Annotated in this window: 15 protein-coding genes; 2 read left to right on the forward strand and 13 right to left on the reverse strand. The window is 53.9% G+C overall.

Annotated features, from left to right (window positions below; genetic code table 11):
• Positions 1–350: 350 nt before the first annotated feature.
• The 10 genes from tuf to ACE418_RS04165 form a co-directional block, all read right to left on the reverse strand.
• Positions 351–1,544 (reverse strand): elongation factor Tu, encoded by a 1,194-nt coding sequence (gene tuf / locus ACE418_RS04120; protein ID WP_416449430.1) that lies wholly within the window; start codon positions 1,542–1,544, stop codon positions 351–353.
• Between the two features lie 31 nt (positions 1,545–1,575).
• The gene (gene fusA, locus ACE418_RS04125) at positions 1,576–3,648 is read right to left on the reverse strand and encodes an elongation factor G (RefSeq protein ID WP_298588499.1); all 2,073 of its coding nucleotides are present in this window, start codon (positions 3,646–3,648) and stop codon (positions 1,576–1,578) included.
• A gap of 39 nt (positions 3,649–3,687) precedes the next feature.
• Positions 3,688–4,158, reverse strand: a complete 471-nt coding sequence (rpsG, locus tag ACE418_RS04130) for a 30S ribosomal protein S7 (RefSeq protein ID WP_014015731.1) — start codon at positions 4,156–4,158, stop codon at positions 3,688–3,690.
• Positions 4,159–4,214: 56 nt separating this feature from the next.
• Positions 4,215–4,586: a 30S ribosomal protein S12 gene (gene rpsL, locus ACE418_RS04135; protein ID WP_014015730.1), complete on the reverse strand. Its 372-nt coding sequence runs from the start codon at positions 4,584–4,586 to the stop codon at positions 4,215–4,217.
• A gap of 80 nt (positions 4,587–4,666) precedes the next feature.
• Complete coding sequence (locus ACE418_RS04140; protein ID WP_293986058.1) at positions 4,667–4,912, reverse strand: L7Ae/L30e/S12e/Gadd45 family ribosomal protein; 246 nt, start codon at positions 4,910–4,912, stop codon at positions 4,667–4,669.
• A gap of 761 nt (positions 4,913–5,673) precedes the next feature.
• Entirely contained in the window at positions 5,674–9,930 is a 4,257-nt protein-coding gene (gene rpoC, locus ACE418_RS04145; RefSeq protein WP_416449431.1) for a DNA-directed RNA polymerase subunit beta', read from the reverse strand.
• A gap of 26 nt (positions 9,931–9,956) precedes the next feature.
• Positions 9,957–13,718, reverse strand: coding sequence for a DNA-directed RNA polymerase subunit beta (gene rpoB, locus ACE418_RS04150; protein WP_416449432.1), 3,762 nt, complete (start codon positions 13,716–13,718; stop codon positions 9,957–9,959).
• Positions 13,719–13,955: 237 nt separating this feature from the next.
• Positions 13,956–15,212 (reverse strand): tyrosine--tRNA ligase, encoded by a 1,257-nt coding sequence (tyrS, locus tag ACE418_RS04155; RefSeq protein WP_292281787.1) that lies wholly within the window; start codon positions 15,210–15,212, stop codon positions 13,956–13,958.
• Between the two features lie 451 nt (positions 15,213–15,663).
• Positions 15,664–16,779, reverse strand: a complete 1,116-nt coding sequence (nhaA, locus tag ACE418_RS04160) for a Na+/H+ antiporter NhaA (protein ID WP_416449433.1) — start codon at positions 16,777–16,779, stop codon at positions 15,664–15,666.
• An 81-nt stretch (positions 16,780–16,860) separates the two neighbouring features.
• Positions 16,861–18,774 (reverse strand): fructose-1,6-bisphosphatase, encoded by a 1,914-nt coding sequence (locus ACE418_RS04165; protein WP_416449434.1) that lies wholly within the window; start codon positions 18,772–18,774, stop codon positions 16,861–16,863.
• A 453-nt stretch (positions 18,775–19,227) separates the two neighbouring features.
• On the opposite strand from ACE418_RS04165, the gene gdhA reads away from it, so the two are divergent.
• Positions 19,228–20,577, forward strand: coding sequence for an NADP-specific glutamate dehydrogenase (gdhA, locus tag ACE418_RS04170; protein WP_416449435.1), 1,350 nt, complete (start codon positions 19,228–19,230; stop codon positions 20,575–20,577).
• A 156-nt stretch (positions 20,578–20,733) separates the two neighbouring features.
• Here the strand turns inward: gdhA and ACE418_RS04175 are convergent, their stop codons facing one another.
• Genes ACE418_RS04175 through ACE418_RS04185 form a run of 3 tightly spaced genes read right to left on the reverse strand, consistent with a single transcriptional unit; the run spans position 20,734 to position 23,671 of the window.
• Positions 20,734–21,909 (reverse strand): amidohydrolase, encoded by a 1,176-nt coding sequence (locus ACE418_RS04175; RefSeq protein ID WP_416449436.1) that lies wholly within the window; start codon positions 21,907–21,909, stop codon positions 20,734–20,736.
• A gap of 18 nt (positions 21,910–21,927) precedes the next feature.
• On the reverse strand, positions 21,928–22,875 hold the full coding sequence (locus ACE418_RS04180; RefSeq protein WP_416449437.1) for an AEC family transporter: 948 nt from the start codon (positions 22,873–22,875) through the stop codon (positions 21,928–21,930).
• 1 nt (position 22,876) lies between these two features.
• Positions 22,877–23,671, reverse strand: coding sequence for a carbon-nitrogen family hydrolase (locus ACE418_RS04185; protein ID WP_416449438.1), 795 nt, complete (start codon positions 23,669–23,671; stop codon positions 22,877–22,879).
• Between the two features lie 116 nt (positions 23,672–23,787).
• Between ACE418_RS04185 and ACE418_RS04190 the strand changes: the two genes are divergently transcribed.
• Positions 23,788–24,450: a uracil-DNA glycosylase gene (locus ACE418_RS04190; RefSeq protein ID WP_416449439.1), complete on the forward strand. Its 663-nt coding sequence runs from the start codon at positions 23,788–23,790 to the stop codon at positions 24,448–24,450.
• The last annotated feature ends 329 nt before the right edge of the window (positions 24,451–24,779 follow it).

The following is a 24,779-nucleotide window of genomic DNA, read 5'->3' on the forward strand; positions in this document are numbered from 1 at the left end:
ACTGAGAGGTTAACCTCTCCGGCCCTTCGGGCCACCTCTCCTATAAGGCGAGGCTTTGGCGCCCACGTTACCGTAACCGTAATCCCCTCAGGAGTCAAGCGGGTAGCCCAAAGGGCAATGGTGACCCGCTGTGAAGAATGATCATATACCTAACGGGCCAATGTGGCATGGTTTTGCGAATTGCGAACTGCGGTCTGCGAACGGCCAACCAACCTCTCCGGCCCTTCGGGCCACCTCTCCTATAAGGCGAGGCTTAAATGTATGCAAAAAAAGAGGCTGTCGCATATGCGACAGCCCCTTTGCGAACAGCGGACTGCGAACAGCCAACTGCCAACGACTTTATGTAATTCTTAGCCTTCGATTTCGGAAACGACGCCAGCGCCTACTGTACGGCCGCCTTCGCGGATAGCGAAGCGGAGGCCGGCTTCGATAGCGATCGGAGTGATGAGTTCAACTTCCATCTTGACGTTATCGCCAGGCATGCACATTTCAGTGCCTTCCGGAAGAGTGATGACGCCAGTTACGTCCGTTGTACGGAAGTAGAACTGCGGACGATAGCCGTTGAAGAACGGAGTATGACGGCCGCCTTCGTCTTTGGTCAAAACGTAAACCTGAGCTTTGAATTTCGTGTGCGGATGAATGGTACCCGGTTTAGCGAGAACCTGGCCGCGTTCGATTTCTTTACGGTCGATACCGCGGAGAAGAGCGCCGATGTTGTCGCCTGCTTCAGCACGGTCGAGGATCTTACGGAACATTTCAACGCCCGTAACAACCGTATCTTTCGGTTCGTCAGCGAGGCCGACGATTTCAACTGCGTCGCCAACTTTGAGTTCGCCACGTTCAACACGGCCTGTAGCAACAGTGCCGCGGCCTGTGATGGTGAAGACGTCTTCGACAGGCATGAGGAACGGCTGGTCCGTCGGGCGCTGCGGAGTCGGGATGTATTCGTCAACAGCATCCATCAATTTGAGGATGGACTGTTTGCCGATTTCGCTTTCGTCGCCTTCGAGGGCTTTGAGAGCAGAGCCAACTACGATAGGAACTTCGTCGCCGGGGAAATCGTAGGAGCTGAGGAGATCACGAACTTCCATTTCAACGAGTTCGATGAGTTCCGGATCATCAACCTGGTCAGCTTTGTTGAGGTATACGACGATAGCCGGTACACCAACCTGGCGGGCCAAGAGGATGTGTTCACGAGTCTGGGGCATCGGGCCGTCAGCAGCGGAAACGACGAGGATAGCGCCGTCCATCTGAGCAGCACCGGTGATCATGTTCTTGACATAGTCAGCATGCCCCGGGCAGTCAACGTGTGCATAATGACGTTTGTCTGTTTCATATTCAACGTGTGCCGTGTTGATTGTGATACCACGTTCACGTTCTTCCGGAGCTTTGTCGATATCAGCATAGTCTTCGAATTTAGCATAGCCTTTTTCAGCCAAAACTTTGGTGATGGCAGCTGTCAAAGTAGTTTTGCCGTGGTCGACGTGACCGATCGTGCCAATGTTAACATGCGGTTTGGTTCTTTCGTAATGTTCTTTAGCCATTTGCTGTTCCTCCAGTGTGAGTTAAATTATATTAGCCTTTTTCGCTGATGACTTTTTCGGCTACGTTCTTCGGAACTTCTTCGTAGTGGTCGAATGTCATCGTATAAACGCCACGGCCCTGCGTACGGGAACGCAAATCCGTTGCATAGCCAAACATTTCTGCCAGCGGTACGAATGCGTTGATATGTTCTGCACCGGAGCGCATTTCCATACCTTCGACACGACCACGGCGGGAGTTGAGGTCGCCGATGACGTCGCCCATGTATTCTTCAGGAACGACAACTTCGACTTTCGTGTACGGTTCGAGGAGAACCGGGTCTGCCTTGCGGGCACCTTCTTTGAAGCCCATAGAGCCAGCGATCTTGAAGGCCATTTCCGAGGAGTCGACTTCATGGTAAGAACCGTCGTATACGACGACTTTGATATCGACCATCGGGAAACCAGCCAAAACGCCTGTTTCCATTGCTTCTTTGACACCGGCTTCAACGGAGCCGATGTATTCCTTAGGAATAGCGCCGCCAACGACTTTGTTTTCAAATTCGTAGCCTTTGCCCTGTTCCTGCGGAATGAGTTCGAGCCAGCAGTCACCATACTGACCACGGCCGCCGGACTGACGCTTGAAGAAACCACGAGACTTGACATCTTTGCGGATGGTTTCGCGGTAAGCAACCTGCGGTTTGCCGACGTTGCAGTCTACTTTGAATTCGCGGGACATGCGGTCGACGATGATATCCAAATGGAGTTCGCCCATACCGGAGATGATGGTCTGGCCGGTTTCAGCATCGGTCTTGACTTTGAACGTCGGGTCTTCTTCAGCCAGACGAGCCAAGGCAATGCCCATTTTTTCCTGGTCAGCTTTGGTCTTCGGTTCAACGGCTACGGAAATAACCGGATCCGGGAATTCCATCTTTTCGAGGATGATCGGGTGTTTTTCATCGCACAGTGTATCGCCTGTGGTCGTATCTTTCAGGCCGACGATACCGCCGATGTCGCCCGTGTAGGCTTCCTGGACTTCTTCACGGTGGTTAGCGTGCATCCGGAGGATACGGCCAACGCGTTCTTTTTTACCTTTTGTCGAGTTGTAGACGTAGGTGCCGGCCTGTAACGTACCGGAGTAAATGCGGAAGAATGCCAGTTTGCCGACAAAGGGGTCAGCCATGATCTTGAAGGCCAATGCGGAGAACGGTGCATTGTCATCAGCTTCACGGGTTTCTTCTTCGTCTGTGTCGGGGTTGGTGCCTTTGACCGGAGGAATATCCAACGGGCTCGGCATGTAGTCGACGACAGCGTCGAGGAGCATCTGGATCCCTTTGTTCTTGTAAGCAGAACCGCAGAGGACCGGGAACAATTTGTTCGTGCAGACGCCTTTACGGATAGCTGCTTTCAATTCGTCGATGGTGATTTCTTCACCTTCGAGGTATTTCATCATGAGGTCTTCATCGGTATCGCAAACAGCTTCAACCATGATGTCATGATATTTCTTAGCTTCTTCTAATTCGTCTTCCGGGATGTCGACAACTTCGATTTCTTTACCGAGAGCATCGTCATAGACTTCTGCTTTCATGGTAATGAGGTCGATGATGCCGCGGAAGGTTGCTTCAGCACCAATCGGGAGCTGAATGGCAACGGCATTCGCCTGGAGACGATCTTTCATCATGTCGACAACGTTCAGGAAGTCAGCACCGGTCGTATCCATCTTGTTGACGAATGCGATACGGGGAACATGATAATGTTCAGCCTGACGCCATACCGTTTCCGACTGCGGTTCTACGCCGCCCTTTGCGGAGAAAACAGCAACAGAGCCGTCGAGTACGCGCAGCGAGCGTTCAACTTCAACGGTGAAGTCAACGTGCCCCGGAGTATCGATGATGTTGATGCGGTATCCTTTCCAGTGAGCTGTCGTAGCAGCCGACGTGATGGTGATACCACGTTCCTGTTCCTGAGCCATCCAGTCCATGGTAGCAGCGCCATCATGAACTTCGCCGATCTTGTGGACGCGGCCGGTGTAGAACAGGATACGTTCTGTTGTCGTGGTTTTACCAGCATCGATGTGAGCCATGATGCCAATATTTCTCGTTTTTTCCAAAGAAAATTCTCTTGGCACGGTTTTTTCCACTCCTCAAAAAATAATAAATATCGTAAATTACCAACGATAATGTGCGAAAGCTTTGTTAGCTTCAGCCATTTTATGAGTATCTTCCTTTTTCTTGATAGCAGCGCCTGTGTTGTTGAAGGCGTCCATCAATTCGCCAGCGAGCTTTTCTTTCATCGTACGTTCGCCGCGTTTACGGGCATAGCCGACAGTCCAGCGGATACCGAGGGACAGGCGACGGTCTGCACGTACTTCGACAGGAACCTGGTAGTTAGCACCACCGACGCGGCGGGCACGGACTTCCAGGACAGGCATAACGTTGTTGAGAGCCTGTTCGAATACTTCCAAAGGATCTTTATTCATTTTAGAACGGATGATGTCGAAAGCATCATAAACGATGGTTTCAGCGACACCTTTTTTGCCGTCCAACATAACTTTGTTGATGAAGCGCGTTACCAATTTGGAATGGTACACCGGATCCGGCAGCACATCACGCTTCGGCACGGGGCCTTTTCTTGGCATGTCTAATTCCTCCTCTATGCTATGTAAGTCATCTGGTTCATCTTAAATGGCAAATCTTATTTGCCCTTCTTAGCGCCGTATTTAGAACGGGACTGCTGACGATCTGCTACGCCAGCTGTATCCAAGGCACCGCGGACGATGTGATAACGTACACCAGGAAGGTCTTTGACACGACCGCCTCTGATTAATACAACACTGTGTTCCTGTAAATTGTGACCAATGCCGGGAATATAAGCAGTTACTTCGATGGAGTTCGTCAAGCGAACACGGGCAACTTTACGCAGAGCAGAGTTAGGTTTTTTCGGGGTAGCTGTGTACACACGAGTGCAAACACCGCGTTTCTGCGGGCAGTTTTTCAAAGCCGGTGCTGTCGATTTTGTGACGGCGACCTGACGTCCTTTACGAACCAATTGGCTGATTGTTGGCATTTGGGCACCTCCTCTCCAAACAATTAGATTTATAATGTAATCATCAACGAGCAGAGCTCATGAGATGATGTTACCGAAAATTATTTTAACAAGCCGACGGCTGCAGCTTTTACCTTGATGTGGCAGGCCATGCCCAGCTCCGTCATGGTATACGTGCGGTCGACAGGGATGTGAGCGCCTTCGGCTTCTGCAATCAGCGGCGCTACGACCTGTTCATCGCAATCATTGGCGATGTACAGTTGTGTGACTTCGTTTCGTTTCATTGCTTTCAGGGTTTGCTTCGCGCCCACGGTCTTGCGGACACTGGCAGCTAGTTCCAAGCTCACGAAACCTCACTCCTTACGTCTTGCAATTTAGACGCAATGCTTTCATTGCGACACTTAGATATTTTATCATCACGCTTATTATATGTCAATGAGTTTTTTGGTAAAAACTGCGTAATCAGTACATCTTTTATTACACGTGTCCTAGTGATTCGTGGCTCGTGGCTCGTGGCTCGTGGCTCGTGGTTCGTGACTCGTGGTTCGTGACTCGTGGTTCGTGGCTCGTGACTCGTGGTTCGTGGCTCGTGGCTTGTGACTCGTGGTTCGTGAACCGCAAGGCGTAGGAGCCGTCCCCAAGGGCGACCCGCTTGATTCCTGAGGGGATTACGGTTACGGTAAGGTGGGCACCAAAGCCTCGCCTCATAGGAGAGGTGGCCCGAAGGGCCGGAGAGGTTAACCTCTCAGTCAGCTGCGCTGACAGCTCTCCTACCAGGAGAGCCGGGACTACGAAATCGCAGCCAGGCAATAAAATAAGGCGCGGCCTTACTGTCCATGAACCTTCCCACATATGCAAAACGGGCTCGCCACGTGCGAGCCCCTACAAACCACGAACCTTCCCACATATGCAAAACGGGCTCGCCACGTGCGAGCCCCTACGAACCACTAACCGTCCCACATATGCAAAACGGGCTCGCCACGTGCGAGCCCCTACGAACCACTAACCGTCCCACATATGCAAAACGGGCTCGCCACGTGCGAGCCCCTACGAACCACTAACAACGCAAAAACAGGCTGCCGCAATGCGACAGCCTGTTTTCACTCTCTTAATGTCCGGCTTCCGGTGTCGTATCGGCACCTTCCGGTGCGTCTACGGGGTTGCCTTCTTCGTCTTCATAGCTGATAGACGGGACGGTCTTTACGACCTTGATCTTACGGTAGCGGCTCATGCCCGTACCTGCCGGGATGAGTTTACCGATGATGACGTTTTCTTTGAGGCCCAGGAGCGGGTCGATCTTGCCTTTGATAGCGGCATCGGTCAGGACACGTGTCGTTTCCTGGAAGGATGCAGCCGACAGGAAGGAATCCGTTGCCAGTGCGGCCTTAGTGATACCGAGGAGCATCGGTTTGCCGATAGCCGGCTTGCCGCCGTTGCTTTCGATACGCTTGTTCATATCTTCAAAGATATTGACGTCGATATAATCGCCCGGCAATACATCGGCATCGCCAGCGTCTTCGATCTTCATCTTGCGCAGCATCTGGCGTACGATGACTTCGATGTGCTTATCGTTGATACCAACACCCTGGGATTTGTATACCTTCTGTACTTCGTATACGAGGTACCGCTGGGTAGCTTCGACACCCAGGATACGCAGGATGTCGTGGGGGTTGATGGAGCCAGCCGTGATACGGCTGCCCTTTTCGATGACATCGCCTTCATGTACGACGAGGTGCGAACCGAACGGAATGGTGTAACTCCGTTCTTCGCCGTCCTTGGAAGTAACGTGGACGATGTTGATATCGTGGTGGTCTTCTTTTTCCGTAATCGATACGGTCCCGCTGATTTCCGTGACGATAGCATTGCCCTTCGGCTTACGGGCTTCAAACAATTCTTCGACACGAGGAAGACCCTGGGTAATATCGCCGGCCGTTGCAACACCGCCCGTATGGAAGGTACGCATGGTCAGCTGTGTGCCCGGTTCGCCGATGGACTGGGCAGCGATGGTGCCGACCGATTCGCCGACGTTTACCTTGCCGCCCGTACCGAGGTCGCGGCCATAGCACTTGGCGCAGACACCATAACGGCTGCGGCAGGTGAGGACGCTGCGGATCCGGACTTTATCATAGTATTTTGCAATTTCTTTAGCCTGGTCGGCCATGATTTCTTCGTTGAGGGCCACGATGACTTCACCCGTTTCCGGATTGACCAGGGTTTCGGCAGCCGTACGGCCTTCGATGCGTTCTTCCAGCGATTCGATGACGCCGTTGCCGCTGTCTTCGACGATAGCCGTGACTTCGACGCCGCGGATGTCGTTGTTGCGGACCTTGACTTCATCGACATCACTGTTGAGGATGCGGTCGATGGCATCTTCCGTAAGCGGCGTGCCTTTAGCGCAGATTTCAATGCCGTTGGAATCGATGACGGCCTTTTCAACGGTCTTGCCGAGCATATTTTCCGCCATGGATTTGCGGATAGCTGCGCGGAAGCCTTCTTCCGGTGCGCCGAGGGAAACCGTTTCGATGACGTTGGTGTGGTTCAGGTCATCGTTGATATCCATCTGGCTGCCGCGGAGGTAGAGCTTGGGAATCTGGTGTTCGATGACGGTATCCATATCGTCGTTGGTCAGGAGATGTTCTGCCGGGAAGACGATATCGCCAGTTTCCGGATCAGCTACATCGCGGGCCAGGACGCGGCCGATGAGTTTGTCGCGCAGGAGGTTGACAGCCTGACGGCACGAGCTTGCCAGACGGGCGCGTTCGCGGACGAGGTCGATGCCGAATACGTCGCAGTCGTCTTCGCGGACAATGACGTCCTGGGAAACGTCGACGAGGCGGCGGGTCAGATAACCCGAGTCAGCTGTACGCAGTGCCGTATCGGCCAAGCCTTTACGGGCGCCGTGGGATGAAGTGAAGTAGTCCAGTACGGACAGGCCTTCACGGAAGTTTGCTTTGATCGGCAAGTCGATGATACGGCCCGACGGGTCAGCCATCAAGCCACGCATACCGGCAACCTGGCGAATCTGGTCACGGCTGCCTCGAGCGCCGGAGTCAGCCATCATGAAGATCGAGTTGAACGGGTCCATGTTATCCATCATGACATCCGTAACGTCTTCTGTAGCTTGTTTCCAGATTTCGACACTCTTGTTATAACGTTCTTCTTCCGTAATCAAGCCGCGCTGGTACATAGCATAAGCATTCTGGACTTTCTTGTCGGCTTCGTTGAGGATATCCCATTTTTCTTCCGGAATCTGAATGTCCGAAATAGCGATGGACATACCGGCCTGACGGGCGTAATGGTAACCGATGGCCTTAATCTTATCCAGGAGTTCTGCCGTCTTGGTATTGCCGACGAGGTGGAAGCAGGCATCGACGAGTTTGCCGATCTGTTTCTTGTTCATGAGGACGCCCAGGCAATTGACGTCAACATATTCTTTACCTTTTTTGAATTCGGCCACAGCGGCTGCGTCGATTTTACGTTTCGGCAAGGGACGCGTAGCGGTCAGGTCGACACCGAATTTTTCTTTCAACTGCGAGAACCCATAGTCATGGATATGGCCGTTTTCGTCTTTGATCTTGACGAAGTGGGACCAGTCGATGACACCGTTTTCATAGGCGAAGACCGTATCTTTCGGGTCCGTGAAGACCATGACCTTATCGGTATGGAAGAGGCGCAGTGGTTCATAAATCTGATAGTTATAGAGCAGTTTACCTGCCGTCGTTTCGATGAGGCCGTGACCAGGGATGCGGACCTTGATCAGGGCTTCGATGTCGATGACTTTGGCATCGTAAGCGAGCATGACTTCATCGTAGTTGGAGAAGATCTTGCCTTCGCCTTTGGCAGCCGGTTTGACCAGGGTCAGGTAATAAGCACCGAGGACCATGTCCTGTGTCGGGACGGCAACTGGTTTACCATCTTTTGGAGCCAGGATGTTATGCGACGAAAGCATGAGCGTACGGGCTTCGGACTGTGCTTCTACGGAAAGGGGCAGATGGCAGGCCATCTGGTCACCGTCGAAGTCGGCGTTGAAAGCGGTGCAGACCAGCGGATGCAGTTTGATAGCACGGCCTTCCCAAAGGATCGGTTCGAATGCCTGGATCCCCAGACGATGCAGTGTCGGGGCACGGTTCAAGAGAACCGGATGTTCCTTGATGACGTCTTCCAGGACGTCCCATACTTCACTGTTAACGCGTTCGACTTTCTTCTTGGCGTTCTTGATATTCGTAGCAATGCCTTTTTCGACAAGTTTCTTCATGACGAAAGGCTTGAAGAGTTCCAGGGCCATTTCTTTCGGCAGGCCGCACTGGTGCATCTTCATTTCCGGTCCGACGACGATAACCGAACGGCCGGAGTAGTCGACACGTTTACCGAGCAAGTTCTGACGGAAACGGCCCTGTTTCCCTTTCAGCATATCCGACAGGGATTTCAAGGGACGGTTGCCCGGGCCTGTGACCGGACGGCCGCGGCGGCCGTTATCGATGAGGGCGTCGACGGCTTCCTGGAGCATACGTTTTTCGTTGCGGACGATGATGTCCGGTGCGCCCAGTTCCAGGAGGCGGCTCAGGCGGTTATTACGGTTGATGACCCGGCGATAGAGATCGTTCAGGTCGGACGTAGCGAAGCGGCCGCCGTCGAGCTGTACCATCGGGCGCAGTTCCGGCGGGATGACCGGGATGACATCCATGATCATCCATTCCGGTTTATTGCCGGAGTGGCGGAAAGCTTCGACGACTTCCAGCCGGCGGATGGCGCGGACGCGGCGCTGGCCCGACGAATCGCGGAGTTCATCACGGAGCTGTTTGTCCAGCTGGTCCAGGTCCAGGCCTTGCAGCAGTTCCTTGATAGCTGCAGCACCCATGCCGACGCGGAATTTATCGCCGTACATATCCAGATACTGACGATATTCCGTTTCCGTCATCAGCTGCTGCTTCGTGAGCGGCGTATCGCCCGGATCGAGGACGATGTACGAGGCGAAGTACAAGACTTTTTCCAGCGAACGGGGAGAAATATCGAGGATCAGGCCCATCCGGCTGGGGATGCCTTTAAAATACCAAATATGAGATACAGGGGTAGCCAATTTAATATGGCCCATCCGTTCACGACGAACCTTGGCGCGCGTGACTTCGACGCCGCAGCGGTCGCAGACGACACCTTTATACCGGATACGTTTATATTTACCGCAGTGACATTCCCAGTCCTTTGTAGGCCCAAAAATGCGTTCGCAGAACAACCCATCCCGTTCCGGTTTCAATGTACGGTAATTGATCGTTTCTGGTTTCTTGACTTCCCCGTGAGACCATTCGAGAATCTTTTCCGGCGAAGCAAGGCCGATCCGCATGGAATCGAATTCATTCACATCAAGCACTAATACCGCTCCCTTCTATCGACTCGTTATTCATCATCTTCATTAGTATCATCATCGTCAGCCTGTTCAGCTTCGACGACAGCGTCGAGGCTCATGGCACTCATGACGTCATCTTCGTTGCCATTGGCGACAGGTTCCTGAGATTCTCCGTCTTCTCCTTCGGCAGGAGCATTGTCAGCCGGTGCGGCCGGAGCTTCCGGACCATTGTCACCTTCCATGACGCGGCGGAGTTCATCTGTCTGTTCCGGTTCCGTTTCATCGTCATCATCGAGTTCCTTGATGACGACTTCTTCCCCGTCTTCGTTCAGGATCTGGACATCGAGGCCGATAGCCTGGAGTTCTTTGAGGAGGACCTTGAACGATTCCGGTACGCCCGGTTCAGGAATATTTTCACCTTTGACGATCTTTTCGTAAGCCTTGACACGGCCGACGACATCGTCAGACTTAACAGTCAGCATTTCCTGGAGGGTATAGGCTGCGCCATACGCTTCCAGAGCCCAAACTTCCATTTCGCCGAAACGCTGGCCGCCGAACTGGGCTTTACCACCGAGCGGCTGCTGCGTGACCAGGGAGTACGGGCCTGTCGAACGAGCATGGATCTTGTCGTCGACGAGGTGATGCAGTTTGAGGAAGTATGTATAACCGACAGTGACACGGCGGTCCATCGGTTCCCCGGTGCGGCCATCATAGAGGACGGATTTACCGTCTTCCGGCAGGCCTGCGATCTTCAGGGCTTCAAAGACGTCTTCAGCCTGAGCGCCGTCGAAGACCGGTGTTGCAATGTGGATACCGGCAACGTCCGGTTTCGGCATGCCGTATTTATCGAAATCGTAACCGGCAGCCCGCAGTTTTTCTTCCAGGCCCGGATCCATTTCCTTGATCTGTTTGCCCAGTTCGTGGACAGCCCAGCCAAGGTGGGTTTCCAGAATCTGCCCGATATTCATACGAGACGGTACGCCCAAGGGGTTCAGGACGATCTGTACCGGCGTGCCATCAGGCAGGAACGGCATATCTTCCTGACGCATGACGCGGGAAACGACACCCTTGTTGCCGTGACGGCCGGACATCTTGTCGCCTTCGTGGATCTTACGTTTCTGGGCGATATAGACGCGGACCAGGCGGTTGACGCCAGGCGGCAGTTCGTCGTTGTTTTCACGGGAGAAGATGCGGACATTGACGACTTTCCCCGATTCGCCATGAGGTACGCGGAGCGACGTATCGCGGACTTCGCGTTCCTTGTCGCCGAAGATAGCGCGCAGGAGGCGTTCTTCCGGAGTCAGTTCCGTTTCGCCCTTCGGCGTGACTTTGCCGACCAGGACGTCGCCCGGGAAGACGTCGGCACCGATCATGATGATGCCATTTTCATCGAGGTTCTTCGTGCTTTCTTCGCTGACGTTGGGGATTTCACGGGTAATTTCTTCCGAGCCCAGTTTCGTATCGCGGGCATCACATTCGTATTCTTCGATATGGATGGATGTATAGAGGTCGTTCTTCGGAAGTTCTTCACTGAGGAGAACAGCGTCTTCGTAGTTGTAGCCTTCCCAAGGCATGTATGCTACGAGGATGTTGTAACCAAGCGCTAATTCGCCGCCATCCGTAGCCATGCCGTCAGCCAGTACCTGGCCTTCCGTGACTTTTTCATTCTTATAGACCAAGGGGCGCTGGTTGATGCAGGTACTCTGGTTGGAACGGACGAATTTGATGAGTTTATAGGTATCGACAGAACCGGAATCCGTACGGACCTGGATGGTGTCGCCCGTAACGCGGGATACGACGCCGCTGTGTTTAGCCAGGACGCAGACGCCGGAGTCACAAGCCGTCTTGTATTCCATGCCGGTGCCGACGAGCGGAGCCTGGGTACGCAGCAAAGGTACAGCCTGGCGCTGCATGTTCGCACCCATGAGGGCACGGTTGGCATCATCGTTTTCCAGGAAGGGGATCATGGATGTACCGACGGAGACAACTTCCTTAGGCGATACGTCCATGAAGTCGACGCGGTCAGCCCGGAATTCACGGGTATCTTCACCGTGACGGCAGGCAACACGTTCGTGGACGAAGTGGCCGTCTTCGGTCAACGGTTCGTTAGCCTGGGCGATGACATACTGTTCTTCTTCATCAGCTGTGATGTAGTGGACTTCTTCCGTGACGACGCCCGTTTCTTTATCGACGCGGCGGTACGGAGCTTCGATGAAGCCAAATTCGTTGACTTTCCCGAAGCAGGCCAGGGACGAAATCAAGCCGATGTTCGGGCCTTCAGGCGTTTCTACCGGGCACATGCGGCCGTAGTGGGAATGATGGACGTCGCGGACTTCGAACCCTGCGCGTTCACGGGACAAACCGCCAGGGCCGAGGGCGCTCAGACGGCGTTTGTGCGTGATTTCTGCCAGCGGGTTGGTCTGGTCCATAAACTGGGACAACTGGCTGGAACCAAAGAATTCTTTGATGGCAGCGACGACAGGACGGATGTTGATCAGGACCTGGGGCGTAATGCTTTCGGCATCCTGGATGGTCATGCGTTCACGGACGACACGTTCCATACGGGTCAGGCCGATGCGGAACTGGTTCTGCAGGAGTTCGCCGACGCAGCGCAGGCGGCGGTTGCCCAAATGGTCGATGTCGTCGACGGTTCCGAAGCCGTCCATGAGGTTGAGGAGATAGCTGATGTGGGCGATGATGTCTTCGCGGGTAATGGTGCGGTGGTCATAAGGAAGGTCGCTGTTGTTGCAAATGATCTTATAGACCGAGCCGTCCGGCTTTTCGACGAAAGCTTCGACGAGGCCGCCGCCGTCACCAGCAGGCGCACCGTCAGCGATTTCACGATGGAAGACACCGCTTTCGCGGATCTTTTCGACTTCAGCCGAGCCGATTTCCGTATGAGCATCGACGATGACTTCCCCTGTTTCGGGGTTGACGATCGGTTCGTGCAGAGTCAGGCCGAAGAGGCGGCGTTCCCAGCCGAGTTTCTTGCCGGCTTTGTAACGGCCAACGCGGGCCATATCATAACGGCGCGGGTCGAAGAAGAGGCCTTCAAAGAGATTGCGGGCACTTTCGACTGTCGGCGGTTCACCGGGGCGGAGTTTCTTATAGATTTCAACGAGGGCTTCGTCCTGGTTTTCCGTCGTATCTTTTTCAAACGTAGCCTTCAGGCGCTTATCGTCGAAGAAGAGTTCGAGGATGTCGGCATTCGACGACCAGCCCAGAGCACGGATGAGGACCGTGACGGGAATCTTGCGGTTACGGTCGATACGGGCGTAGACGATGTCGTTGGCGTCTGTTTCCAATTCGATCCAGGCCCCGCGGTTCGGGATGACCGTCGAATTGTACAGGCGGATGCCCATCGGGTCGATTTCGCGGCCATAGTAGACGCCCGGAGAACGGACGAGCTGGCTGACGATAACGCGTTCTGCCCCATTGATAATGAAGGTACCTGTATCGGTAATCAGTGGGAAATCACCCATGAATACTTCCTGGTCCTTGATTTCACCTGTTTCGTGGTTGACAAGACGGATCTGGACGCGGAGCGGTGCGGCGTATGTCGTATCGCGTTCCTTACATTCACGAATGTCGTACTTCGGTTCCCCTAATTTGAAATCCTCGAAGGATAAAGACAGGTTACCCGATGCATCTTCGATGGGAGAAATGTCTTTGAAGATATCTTTCAGTCCCTTTTCCAGGAACCATTCGTAGGATTTATTCTGTAAATCCAACAAATGAGGCATTTTCAAGACCTCGTTAATCTTAGCATACGTGTATCGAGTCCTTTTCCCTACTTGTACAGGTTTGAACATGCTGATTCTTCACCCCTTATAAAAAGTAAATCATTATGATAGCGTTGTACAGCGCCGTGTAAAGCGACAAAAAAGCAAGGCTCTCAGACGATTTGAACCTTGCTTAATTTTTTGCTCACCGGAAGCGCTTCCTCCATGTATCTCATAATATCAATTGAATATTTTGCAATGAGTTATTATAGCATAGCGAAACGTTTCTGTCAATATTTTATTTTAACAATTTTCTAAATTTTATCCTTACTGATGAACACGGGCCAGGGTATACTTCTTCTTCCCTTTGCGGACGATGACGAACTTGCCGTTGGAGTTCTTATGGGGTTTGACGATTTCGTCGAGGGATGTGACTTTGACGCCATTGATGGTAACCGCACCGTGGGTGATGTCTTCACGGGCCTGGCGTTTCGATTTGTAAATCTGGGAATCGACGAGCCAGTTGACGACGTCCTTGTCTTCGTTGGAAACATCAACGGTCGGCATCTTGCCAAAGGCCTGTTCCAATTCGCTTTCCGACAGGTCAGCAATGCTGCCGTGGTACAGGGCTTCGGTGATATTCTGGGCTTCCTTCAAAGCTTCCGGGCTGTGGACGAAGGTCGTGACTTCTTCAGCCAGGCGGCGCTGGGCCAATCGTTTTTCCGGTTCTTTTTCGACCGATTCAGCCAGGGCATCGATTTCTTCCTTGCTGAGGAAGGTAAAGTATTTCAAGTATTTGACGACATCCGCATCGTCCTGGTTGAGCCAGAACTGGTAGAATTCAAAGGGCGACGTCTTTTCCGGGTCGAGCCAAACAGCGCCGCCGGCGGTCTTGCCGAACTTGGTGCCGTCCGATTTCAGCATAAGAGGAATGGTCAGGCCATAGGCTTTGGCATCGCTGCCGTGCATCTTGCGGATCGTGTCGATACCGGCTGTGATGTTGCCCCACTGATCGGCGCCGCCGATCTGCAGCTGGACGTCGTTATGGGAAAAGAGATGTTCAAAGTCGATGGACTGGAGGATCTGGTAGGAAAATTCCGTAAAGGAAATACCTGCTTCCAGACGGCTGGCGACAACTTCCTTGCTGAGCATGATGTTGACGCTGAACAATTTGCCGTAATCGCGGAGGAAATCGAGGAGGCTAATCTGGCTGAGCCAGTCATAGTTGTTGACGAAAGTGATGTTTTCCGAATCGCCGAAGAGATGCATGAACTGGGCCTTCAATTTTTCGGCATTGGCCTTGATTTTATCGAGGGTCTGGAGCTGGCGTTCCGTCTTGCGGCCGCTCGGGTCGCCGATGGCACCTGTACCGCCGCCGATGACGACATACGGATGATGGCCGGCATTGGCAAAGCGTTTGAGCATCATGAACGGGATCAAGTGGCCGATATGCATGCTGTCGCCCGTCGGGTCGACACCGCAATAGAGGGAAATGCTCTTTTCTTCCGTCAGCTTACGCAACCCTTCTTCATCTGTCATTTGATTGACGGCACCGCGCCAAGACAATTCATCAATGATATTCATCGAATTCGCTCCTTTTGTATAAAAAAATGATAAGTTACTCTCCATTATAACGATATGAACGTGTTACGTCAATGTGCGTAAAGGCTTGTCGCACAACGCCAAGCCTTTAAGTTGTTAGTGGCTAGTGGCTAGTTGTTAGCAGATGGATTTAAATTTAAAGGTAGTCGTTCGTCGCAGGTCGTGGGCGCCCTTTATAGGACGCGCCGGTCGCAGGTCGCTGGCAGCTAGCCGCAAAACCATGCCACATTAGCCCGCTTGGTGTATGGCCGACTATTCGCAGCGGGCCGCCTAAGGCTCCCTTCATAGGGGAGCTGGCCGACGAAGGCGATCTGAGAGGTTAAAGGTCGGCCCCGCACCAAAGGCGCCTGCTGCCGGCGAACTGCGGCTTTCCCCCAATATCCTTAGCGGACTCGCCACGTGCGAGCCCCTACTATCGATAATTACAGGAAAGCTATCGGCTTACGCGATTCACGATGAAGCCGCCGAGGATGGCCGCTATGAGGGATGCGGCGATGATGGCCGTCTTGGCCGTCATCAGGACGGGGCTGTCGGGAAAGGCCAGACCGGCGATGAACAGGGACATGGTAAAGCCGATGCCGGCCAGGAGGCCGACGGCCCAGAAGTGTCTCATCGTCAAACCCGCTGGCAGGGACGCCTTTTTCATGGCTGTCAGCAGCCAGACGGCCAAGCCGATGCCGATGGGTTTGCCCAAGACGAGGCCGGCCAGGACGCCCAGTCCCGGCGCCGATGCCAGGCCAGCCAGACCGCTCAGGTCAAGGCGGATGCCGGCATTAGCCAGGGCAAAGACAGGCATGATGATAAAAGCCGATACCGGTGTCAAAGCGTGTTCCGCCCGCAGCAGCAGGCCCTGTCTCCCATCCTTCCCGGGCACGGCCGGCATGGCGAAGCCCGTCAGGACACCGGCCATGGTCGGATGGATGCCGCCGAAGAAGAAGGCCAGCCAGATGAGCACCCCGCCGGCGGCATAGAGCCAGGCTGATTGCCAATTCCTGCGGCAGGCGGCCAGCATCAGCAGCCAGACGATGAGGCCGCCGGCCAGGGCCGGAACGTTGAGGGCGCCAGCATAAAAGACGGCGATGACGACGATGCCGCCGAGATCATCGACGATGGCCAGGGCCGTCAAAAAGACGACCAGGCTGCGCGGCGCCTTGGGGGCTGCCAGGGACAGGACGCCCAGGGAAAAGGCGATATCCGTCGCCATCGGGATGCCCCAGCCGCCGGCTGTAGGCAAGCCGGCATTGCACAGGCCATAAATCGCAGCCGGCACGAGCATGCCGCCTAAGGCCGCCGCCATGGGCAGCATGGCGGCCGACCGGGATTTCAGTTCTCCATAGAGGAATTCCCGCTTCACTTCAGCACCGACGACGAAGAAAAACAGAGCCATGACGGCGTCGTTGATCCAGTGCAGCAGAGACAGGTGCGTCCCTGCCGGCAGCGGGGCCTGGAGCCAGTATTCATAAACGGGACCGAAGGGAGAATTAGAGATAGCCATGGCAAGTATCGCACAGGCAATGAGTAATAGACCGCTTAACGATTCTCGTTTCATAGTTCCTCCTTTGATTAGGCGGGCCGCCCTTTGGGACGGGCCCCTACGGGTTTTGGCGGGCCGCCCTTTGGGACGGCCCTACTACGGATTCGGGCGGCGTTCGAGGATGACGCCCTGGCGGTAGGCTTCCAGGAGAGCCTTCAGGTCGTGGATCATCTGGAGGAGTTTCTTGCCATTGTCCGTATCGCCGATCATGACGCGCTTCGGTTCCAGTTCGACCTGTGTCGATTCGGAGTCGATATCGACGTTGTTCATCAATGCCTGGTAGACATCTTCAAAAGGATAGTGGGATTTGATGCGGATGCCGTGAGAATTGAAGATGAGCGTATAACCGGCAATGCCCGTAGAACCCTGATAGGCCTTGCAGAAGCCGCCGTCGATGCAGATTTCCTTGCCTTCCGCCCGGATAGGGCTTTCGCCTTTCTTGACCTTGACCGGCGTATGGCCGTTGATGATATGGCCCTGGGGCGAATCGATGCCGAATTCATGGAGTATCTTGATGCATTCTTCCTTATCGCGGTTCAGGCGGTAGTAGGCATTCTGCGGTTCTTTCCACGTATCTTCGTCGATGATATAGCTCCGTTCAAAGGTTTTGACGACGCGGCCGGATACGGGCGAATCAGAACCGCACCAGAGATACCACATATAATCCAGGCTGTCCGTATCGCGCTGGTCATAAGCCCGGCGGATGAGGTGTTCCGCTTTGTCCATGAAGGCTTTGCCCTTATAGGGCTTGCCTTCGAGATAGATTTCCTTGAAACTGCCGTCTTCATTGAGAGGCAGGCCGCCGTGGAACAAGAGGTTATTATTCATGCAGCGGTATAACGAGCCATGGCTGTAGAGGAAGCGGATGTGGCGCTGAAGGCGTTCGCTTTCCGTAAATTCGGCCTGGATGTCGTTCATGAGCTGGTGCTCTTCCGGCGACAGGGTATACGGATCCTTGGGGTTGACCGTCGGGAAATCTTTGGTCTTCAATTCATAGGTCTTGCCATCGAGGGTGATGACGCCTTTTTCCCAGTCTATCTTGTGGAACAGCAGGCGGTCGTCCATGTTATAGTCGGGATGACGGTAAATCGTCTGCCCTTCCAGTTTAGAGACGATGACGTTGATGGCTTTGACCATCGGTTCGATACCATCGTCCTGTTTATACGTTTCCAGGGCAAAGAGGGCAAAGGGGCGCAGGCTGATGCCATACCCGCTTTCTAATATTTCCATATTATGGTAACGGATGTTATTGCGCAGGACATTGGCGATGCAGGCTGCGTTGCCGGCAGCTGCCCCCATCCAGAGGACGTCATGGTTGCCCCACTGGATGTCCAGGGAATGGTGATGCATGAGCGTATCCATGATTTTATCCGCATGGGCACCGCGGTCGTAGATATCGCCGATGATATGCAGATGGTCGACAGCGAGCCGTTTGATGAGGGCTGCCAGGGCGTAAATGAACTGGCGCGTACTGCCCGTTTCCAAGATGGTATCAAGAATTTTCATGTGGTAGACCAGCTGATTCTGATCTTCATCCGGCTGGGCATGCAATAATTCATCGATGACGAAGCGGAAGACTTCCGGCATGGCTTTACGGACTTTCGACCGCGTATACTTCGAGGACAAGAGCTTGGCCAGGTCAATCATCCGTTCCAACGTCGTACGGGCCCAGTCGTCCGTGACCTTGCCTTCGCGGTAGAGCATGTTCAGCTTTTCTTTCGGGTAATAGATAAGGGTCAGCAAATCATCCTGTTCGGCCTTGCTCATCTTGTCAGAAAAGATCATTTCCACTTTTTCGCGGATGACACCGGAGCAGTTGTTGAGGATGTGGTAGAAGGCTTCGTATTCGCCGTGCAGGTCACTCATGAAGTGTTCCGTCCCTTTCGGCAAGTTGACGATGGCCTGCAGATTGATGATTTCCGTGAACGTCGCCGCCTGAGTGGGGTACTCCTTGGACAGGAGTTCCAAATAGCGCAAATATTCCGGAGAATAGGTATCGTACGTTTCCATGTTGCGTACCTCTCTTTCTTATATAGTATATGTTGTATGGCTTATTTAATTCCTATTGTATATCATCATTGCCAGGGTGACTAGGTTCTTTTTCTGATTTTTGTCACTTCCCACCCTATTTTGTTCAATCGGTATATACAATTATTTTCCCAGAAGAGGACAAGCAGCCATTTTCTCTCTTCTTCCTCAATAAGTATAGTTCTATTTATACCATGATTTTGATTCATATTGCAATTATTTTTAACGAATACGTCCTTTTAACTTACTATAACGTTTATCCTCTCCCATAAAAATCCTTGAATTTTGACGTCCCCTTTCACATAGCGGCAAAGCGGTGCCAGTATGGAAAAATCTTTTCCTCATTGTGGTATTTTCAAGGGCGGAAAAACATGCTATTATGTAATTGTAGAAATCAGTTTTAGGTATAATTAATTTCAAATGAGGTGATTACATATGAATAAGTATTTGGAATCTGTCATTGAAAATGTACGCACGAAACACGCAAACGAACCGGAATTCGTCCAGACCGTCGAAGAAGTCTTCAGCTCCCTGGACCCGGTCGTAGAACGTCACCCGGAATATGAAAAGTTCGACCTCCTCAATCGTCTCGTCGAACCGGAACGGCAATTCACATTCCGCGTCGTCTGGCAGGACGATAAGGGCGAATACCACACCAACACAGGCTACCGCTTCCAGTTCAACGGCGCTATCGGGCCGTACAAAGGCGGCCTTCGTTTCCAGAAGGACGTCTACTCAGGCATCATCAAATTCCTGGGCTTTGAACAGATTTTCAAGAATGCATTGACCGGCCTGCCTATCGGCGGCGCTAAAGGCGGGGCTGACTTCGACCCGACGGGCAAGTCCGACGCTGAAATCATGCGCTTCTGCCAGAGCTACATGCAGGCTCTCTATCGCTACATCGGTCCTGATGTCGACGTACCGGCTGGGGACATGGGTGTCGGCGGCCGCGAAATCGGCTACCTCTTCGGCGAATACCGCCGCTTGAAAGGCTGCTTTGAAAACGGCGTCCTCACGGGCAAGGGCTTCAGCTTCGGCGGTTCCCGCATCCGTCCGGAAGCTACGGGCTACGGCGCCGTATACTTCCTGGAAAACGTCCTCAAAGACGACGGCCAGGACATCAAGGGCAAGACCATTGCCGCTGCCGGCTTCGGCAACGTAACCTGGGGCATCTGCAAGAAAGCTACGGAACTGGGTGCCAAAGTCGTTACCCTGTCCGGTCCGGACGGTTACATCTATGACCCGGACGGCGTCGCTACGCAGGAAAAGATCGACTACATCGTCGAAATGCGCAACAGCGGCCGCAACCGCGTCCAGGACTATGCCGACAAATTCGGCGTCGAATTCTTCCCGGGCGAAAAACCGTGGGGCCGCAAAGTCGACATCATCATGCCGTCGGCTATGCAGAACGATGTCCACATGGAACAGGCTAAACAGATTGCCGCCAACAAGATCCGCTACTACATCGAAGTCGCCAATATGCCGACGACCAACGATGCCCTGAAATTCTTACTTGACCAGAAAGACATCATCGTCGCTCCGTCGAAGGCCGTCAACGCCGGCGGTGTCGCTACATCGGCCCTGGAAATGAGCCAGAACAGCGAACGCCTGGTATGGACTGCCAAAGAAGTCGATGACCGTCTCCACGAAATCATGAACACCATTTACCAGAACTGCAAAGATGCAGCTGCCCGCAACGGCTTGGGCTACAACCTCGTAGCCGGTGCTAACATCGCCGGGTTCGAACGCGTCGCCGACGCTATGCTGGCACAAGGTGTCTTCTAAGCTATACCTGAAACTGAATAGATAGAGCGTGAAAAAAGGAGCTGTCGCATCGCGACAGCTCCTTTTTAGTGGCTAGTGGCTAGTGGCTAGTGGCTAGGGGCTAGTGGCTAGTGGCTAAAAGTTCAACCTCTCCGGCCCTTCGGGCCACCTCTCCTATCAGGAGAGGCATGGTACAGCTGCTGTGAACTCTTCTTTCATCTGCTGGCGCAGGGCGGCGTCCTGGGCAAAGAGGAGGGCCAGGCGTGCCATGATTTCGGCGCCTTTGACGATAGTCGGTTCGATGGTCCTGGCCTTGACGGCATTGGCGATGTCCGTCGAGTGTTCCGGCATGGGGACGTCGCCCAAGGCCAGGTGGACGTGGACGGCCGGGCACTGATGGCTGACGTTGCCGACGTCGGAGCTGCCGCAATCCTTCGGTTCTTCGTAAGGGATGCCCATGGCCTGGAGGACCTGTTCCGATGCTTTTGTCGCTGTTTCATTCCAGACCATGTTATCGAATTTGCAGCCCATCTGCGTGACGTCATACGTCGTTTCCGTGGCAATGGCCGCCCCTTTGAAGCAGTTCATGACCTTGGCCACGACGGTATCGAGATATTCCCGTTCGCTGTGACGGATGCAGCATTCGACTTCGGCGTAATCGGGGACGACATTGGAGGCCATACCGCCGTTGACGATATACGAGCCGATGCGCGTTTCCGGCCGGACGTGCTGGCGCAGCATATCGACGGCGTGGAGGGCCAGCATGGCCCCGTTCAGGGCGTTGCGGCCATTCCACGGTTCACCGGCAGCGTGGGCCGTCTGGCCGTGAAAGGCGATGCGATAGTCGTCGAGGGCCAGGAAATGGGAATTGGCATTGGTCTTAGTCGGCGACACATGGACCATGACGGCGAAGTCGTAATCCTTGAAGATGCCCTGGTCGCACATGATGACCTTGCCGCCACGCAGTTCTTCGTCCGGCGTACCGATGAGGTCGACGTCGACAGGCAGGTCAGGCAAATCTTTCAAAGCAGCCGCTGCCAGAAAGCTCATGGCGCCATTGGCCGAATGACCGCAGCCGTGGCCGACGCCGGGCAAGGCATCGTATTCGGCCAAAAGGGCCATCTTGAAGACCGGCTTATCGGCACGATGGGCAGCGGCGCGAAAAGCCGTCGGCTGGCCGGTAAACTGTTCTTCTACGTCCATGCCCAGGGAACGGCACAAATCGACGTAGTGCTGGCAGGCATGGTATTCTTCACCGGAGAGCTCCGGATCATTGGCAATAGTATAATTGAGCTGAAAAGCCTGGGCTTCATGAGCTTTCAAGGCCTTCTTCAAATCTTCGAGGTAATTCATAAAATGATAGGACTCCTTCTAACCAATAATAAACATATATAAGGGGATGACAATGATGCCCATGACGACCGTGATGAAGCTGACTTCCGTCGAATAGCGGACATCGGCGCCGACGGACTTGGCGACGACCGTCATCTGGGTCATGGCCGGCATGCTGGCCTGCATGGTAAAGACCTGGGCCGACATGGGCGTGACCGGGATGAACGGCAATAATACCAGGACACAGGCCGGACAGACCAGGAAGCGGCCGACGAGAGCACCGATGATATCCCGGTCCCAGCGGACCGACGCCAGAGAGATACCAGTCATTTCAATACCGATGACCATGAGTGACAAAGGGGTCGCCATATTGCCGACGTATTGGAACGACGTCAACAGGAAATCGGGCAGCTTGATATTGGCCATGATCAGGGCCAGGCCGGCTAAAAAGCCAAGGAGCGGCGGCGAAAAGACTTTTTTCAGGGTCTGCAGGGAAAACAAGGGCATATTCCCCTTGCCGCCCAGGCTGTCATTGACGATGTGGTAGACGCCGAGGGTCCAGAACATGGTCGTATTGGCCATGTAGTAGAGCATGACTGACGGAACGCTCTGCGTCCCGAACAGGGCCAGGTTGACAGGCAGGCCGATGAAAATCGTATTGGCAATGAAAAAGCAGGTGATGAAGACGCCCTGCCGGTCCTGGCGGATGTGCAGGACTTTGGCCGCAATGCGGCCGACGGCATAGGCCAACAGGATGGACGCAAAGGGCAGGAGCAGGTCCGGTGCGATGCGTATCAGCGAATCATGGGTGAAATCTTTTTCCAGCTGGCAGAGCATGTATAAGGGCAGGCTGATTTTCATGACCAGCTTAGTAAAGACAGCACTCATGTCCGGCCCGAACCAGCCTTTTTTAGCCAGGATGAAACCGATGGAAATGATGAATAAAACTTCAAAAATACCTTGTAAGCCGTGCAATACACCTTCCACGTTACCGCTTCCCTTCTAAATGGTATAATTCCGGCCGGCGGTCGCGAAAGACGTTGATGCGGCTGCGTATGTCGTCGATGACGGACAAATCAATTTCACCGGTTACGATTCCCTCGCCGTCATCGCCTTCGGCCAGCACTTCGCCCCAGGGGTCGATGATCATGGAATGACCGCAGAAATGGTAGTCACCACAAGTACCGCAGCTGTTGACGGCGACGACGAAGAACTGGTTCTCAATGGCCCGGGCCCGGTTGAGTATCTGCCAATGAGCCAGCCTGGGATGCGGCCAGGCCGCCGGGACGAAGAGGATCTTGGCACCGGCCAGGGCCGCCATGCGGACCCATTCGCCAAAGCGCAGGTCATAACAGGTAATCGACGCCATAGGGATATCGCCCAGGAAAAACGTATTCAAATGGTCTCCCGGCGTAAAGACCTTCTCTTCCCCGCCAGGCGTGAATAAATGGCATTTATCATAGGACGAGACGCGATTTCCCTCTTCATCGACGATATACGTCGTATTGTACAGGCGCCCGTCATGACAGCGGGCAATGGAACCGCCGACGAGCTGGATATGGCACGATGAAGCTAATTCCTGCAAGAATTCCTGAGCCTGATGGCCGCCTTCATCAGCCCGTTCATAGACATCAGGCGGGTAAAACGACAGGTCCCACAATTCGGGCAGCACAGCCATATCCGAACCAGCGCCGGCCGCTTGTTGGACGCGGAGCCGGACCTGGCTGAAATTGGCCTGTCTGTCACCGGGGACGATGGGAAATTGGATGAGTGATATTTTCACTGTACTTCCCCCTTTCTTTACTTGTCATGTCAATTTAACTTTATTATACCATAGACTTGAAAAGAATCATCCATCTTGCTATAGTAAAATCAATATAGGCACAAAGAAGGGGTATCATGGAAGAAAATGAAAAGATGAAAGATTGGCTGACGGACCTCATGAGCTGTACAGCCTGTCATTTGCGGGACGAAGGCAACCGCGGGCCGACGCGCTATTCCGGCGATTGCGCGTCGCCGCTGATGTTCGTCGGCGAAGGACCTGGCGGTGTGGAAGATGAATACGGCGTTCCCCTGGTCGGCCCGTCGGGGCAGCTCCTCGACAAGGCCTTGTGGAGCGTCGGACTCACGCGGGACCACGTCTACGTCACGAACATCGTCAAATGCCGTCCCAAGAATAACCGCACGCCGACGCTGGAAGAAGGCCGCCACTGCGCCGACATCCATTTAGTCAAAGAAATCGAGCTGGTCCAGCCGAAGGTCATCGTCTGCCTGGGCAAAGTCGCCTTCCAGTATTTCTATGGCCGCGCAGCCAGCATCATGCGCAACCGCGGCAAGTGGTTCACCTGGCGCGGCTACGACATCATGCCGACGTATCACCCGGCCTTTCTCCTGCGCCAGACCGGCCACGAACTGGTCGAATCGAAATGGCAGGTCTACTACGACTTCAAAGCAGCCGTGGAAAAGGCCAAGGCCGCCATGCCCGACTATACCTATCAGAGCCCGGAAAAGCCGGACCTCCTGGCTCAATACGCAGCCTTAAAAGAGAGCCGGCATTGGTAGGCGGCCCTTGAAGGCCGCAGGCCGCAGGCCGCAGGCCGTGTAAAAAAAAGAGGCTGTCGCAGATGCGACAGCTCCTTTCAAGTTGTTAGTGGCTAGTTGTTAGTTGTTAGCGGATGGGTTTAAATTTAAAGCTTTTCTCTGCAAACTACAAACTCTGTGCTACAAACTATAAAGTAAACGGGGCATCACATGATGGCAAAAACCTTCGTGCGACAGCCTCTTTTTTTCTGTAGGAGCGCCACGTGGGGCGCCCGCTCCGGAATATGTATGATGTCCCAATTAGCTTGCTGAAAGAACCTTCCAAATCCCGAACGGGTCGCCCACGTGCG

The sequence above is a fragment of the Megasphaera jansseni genome, from assembly GCF_047974155.1.
Classification (GTDB): domain Bacteria; phylum Bacillota; class Negativicutes; order Veillonellales; family Megasphaeraceae; genus Megasphaera.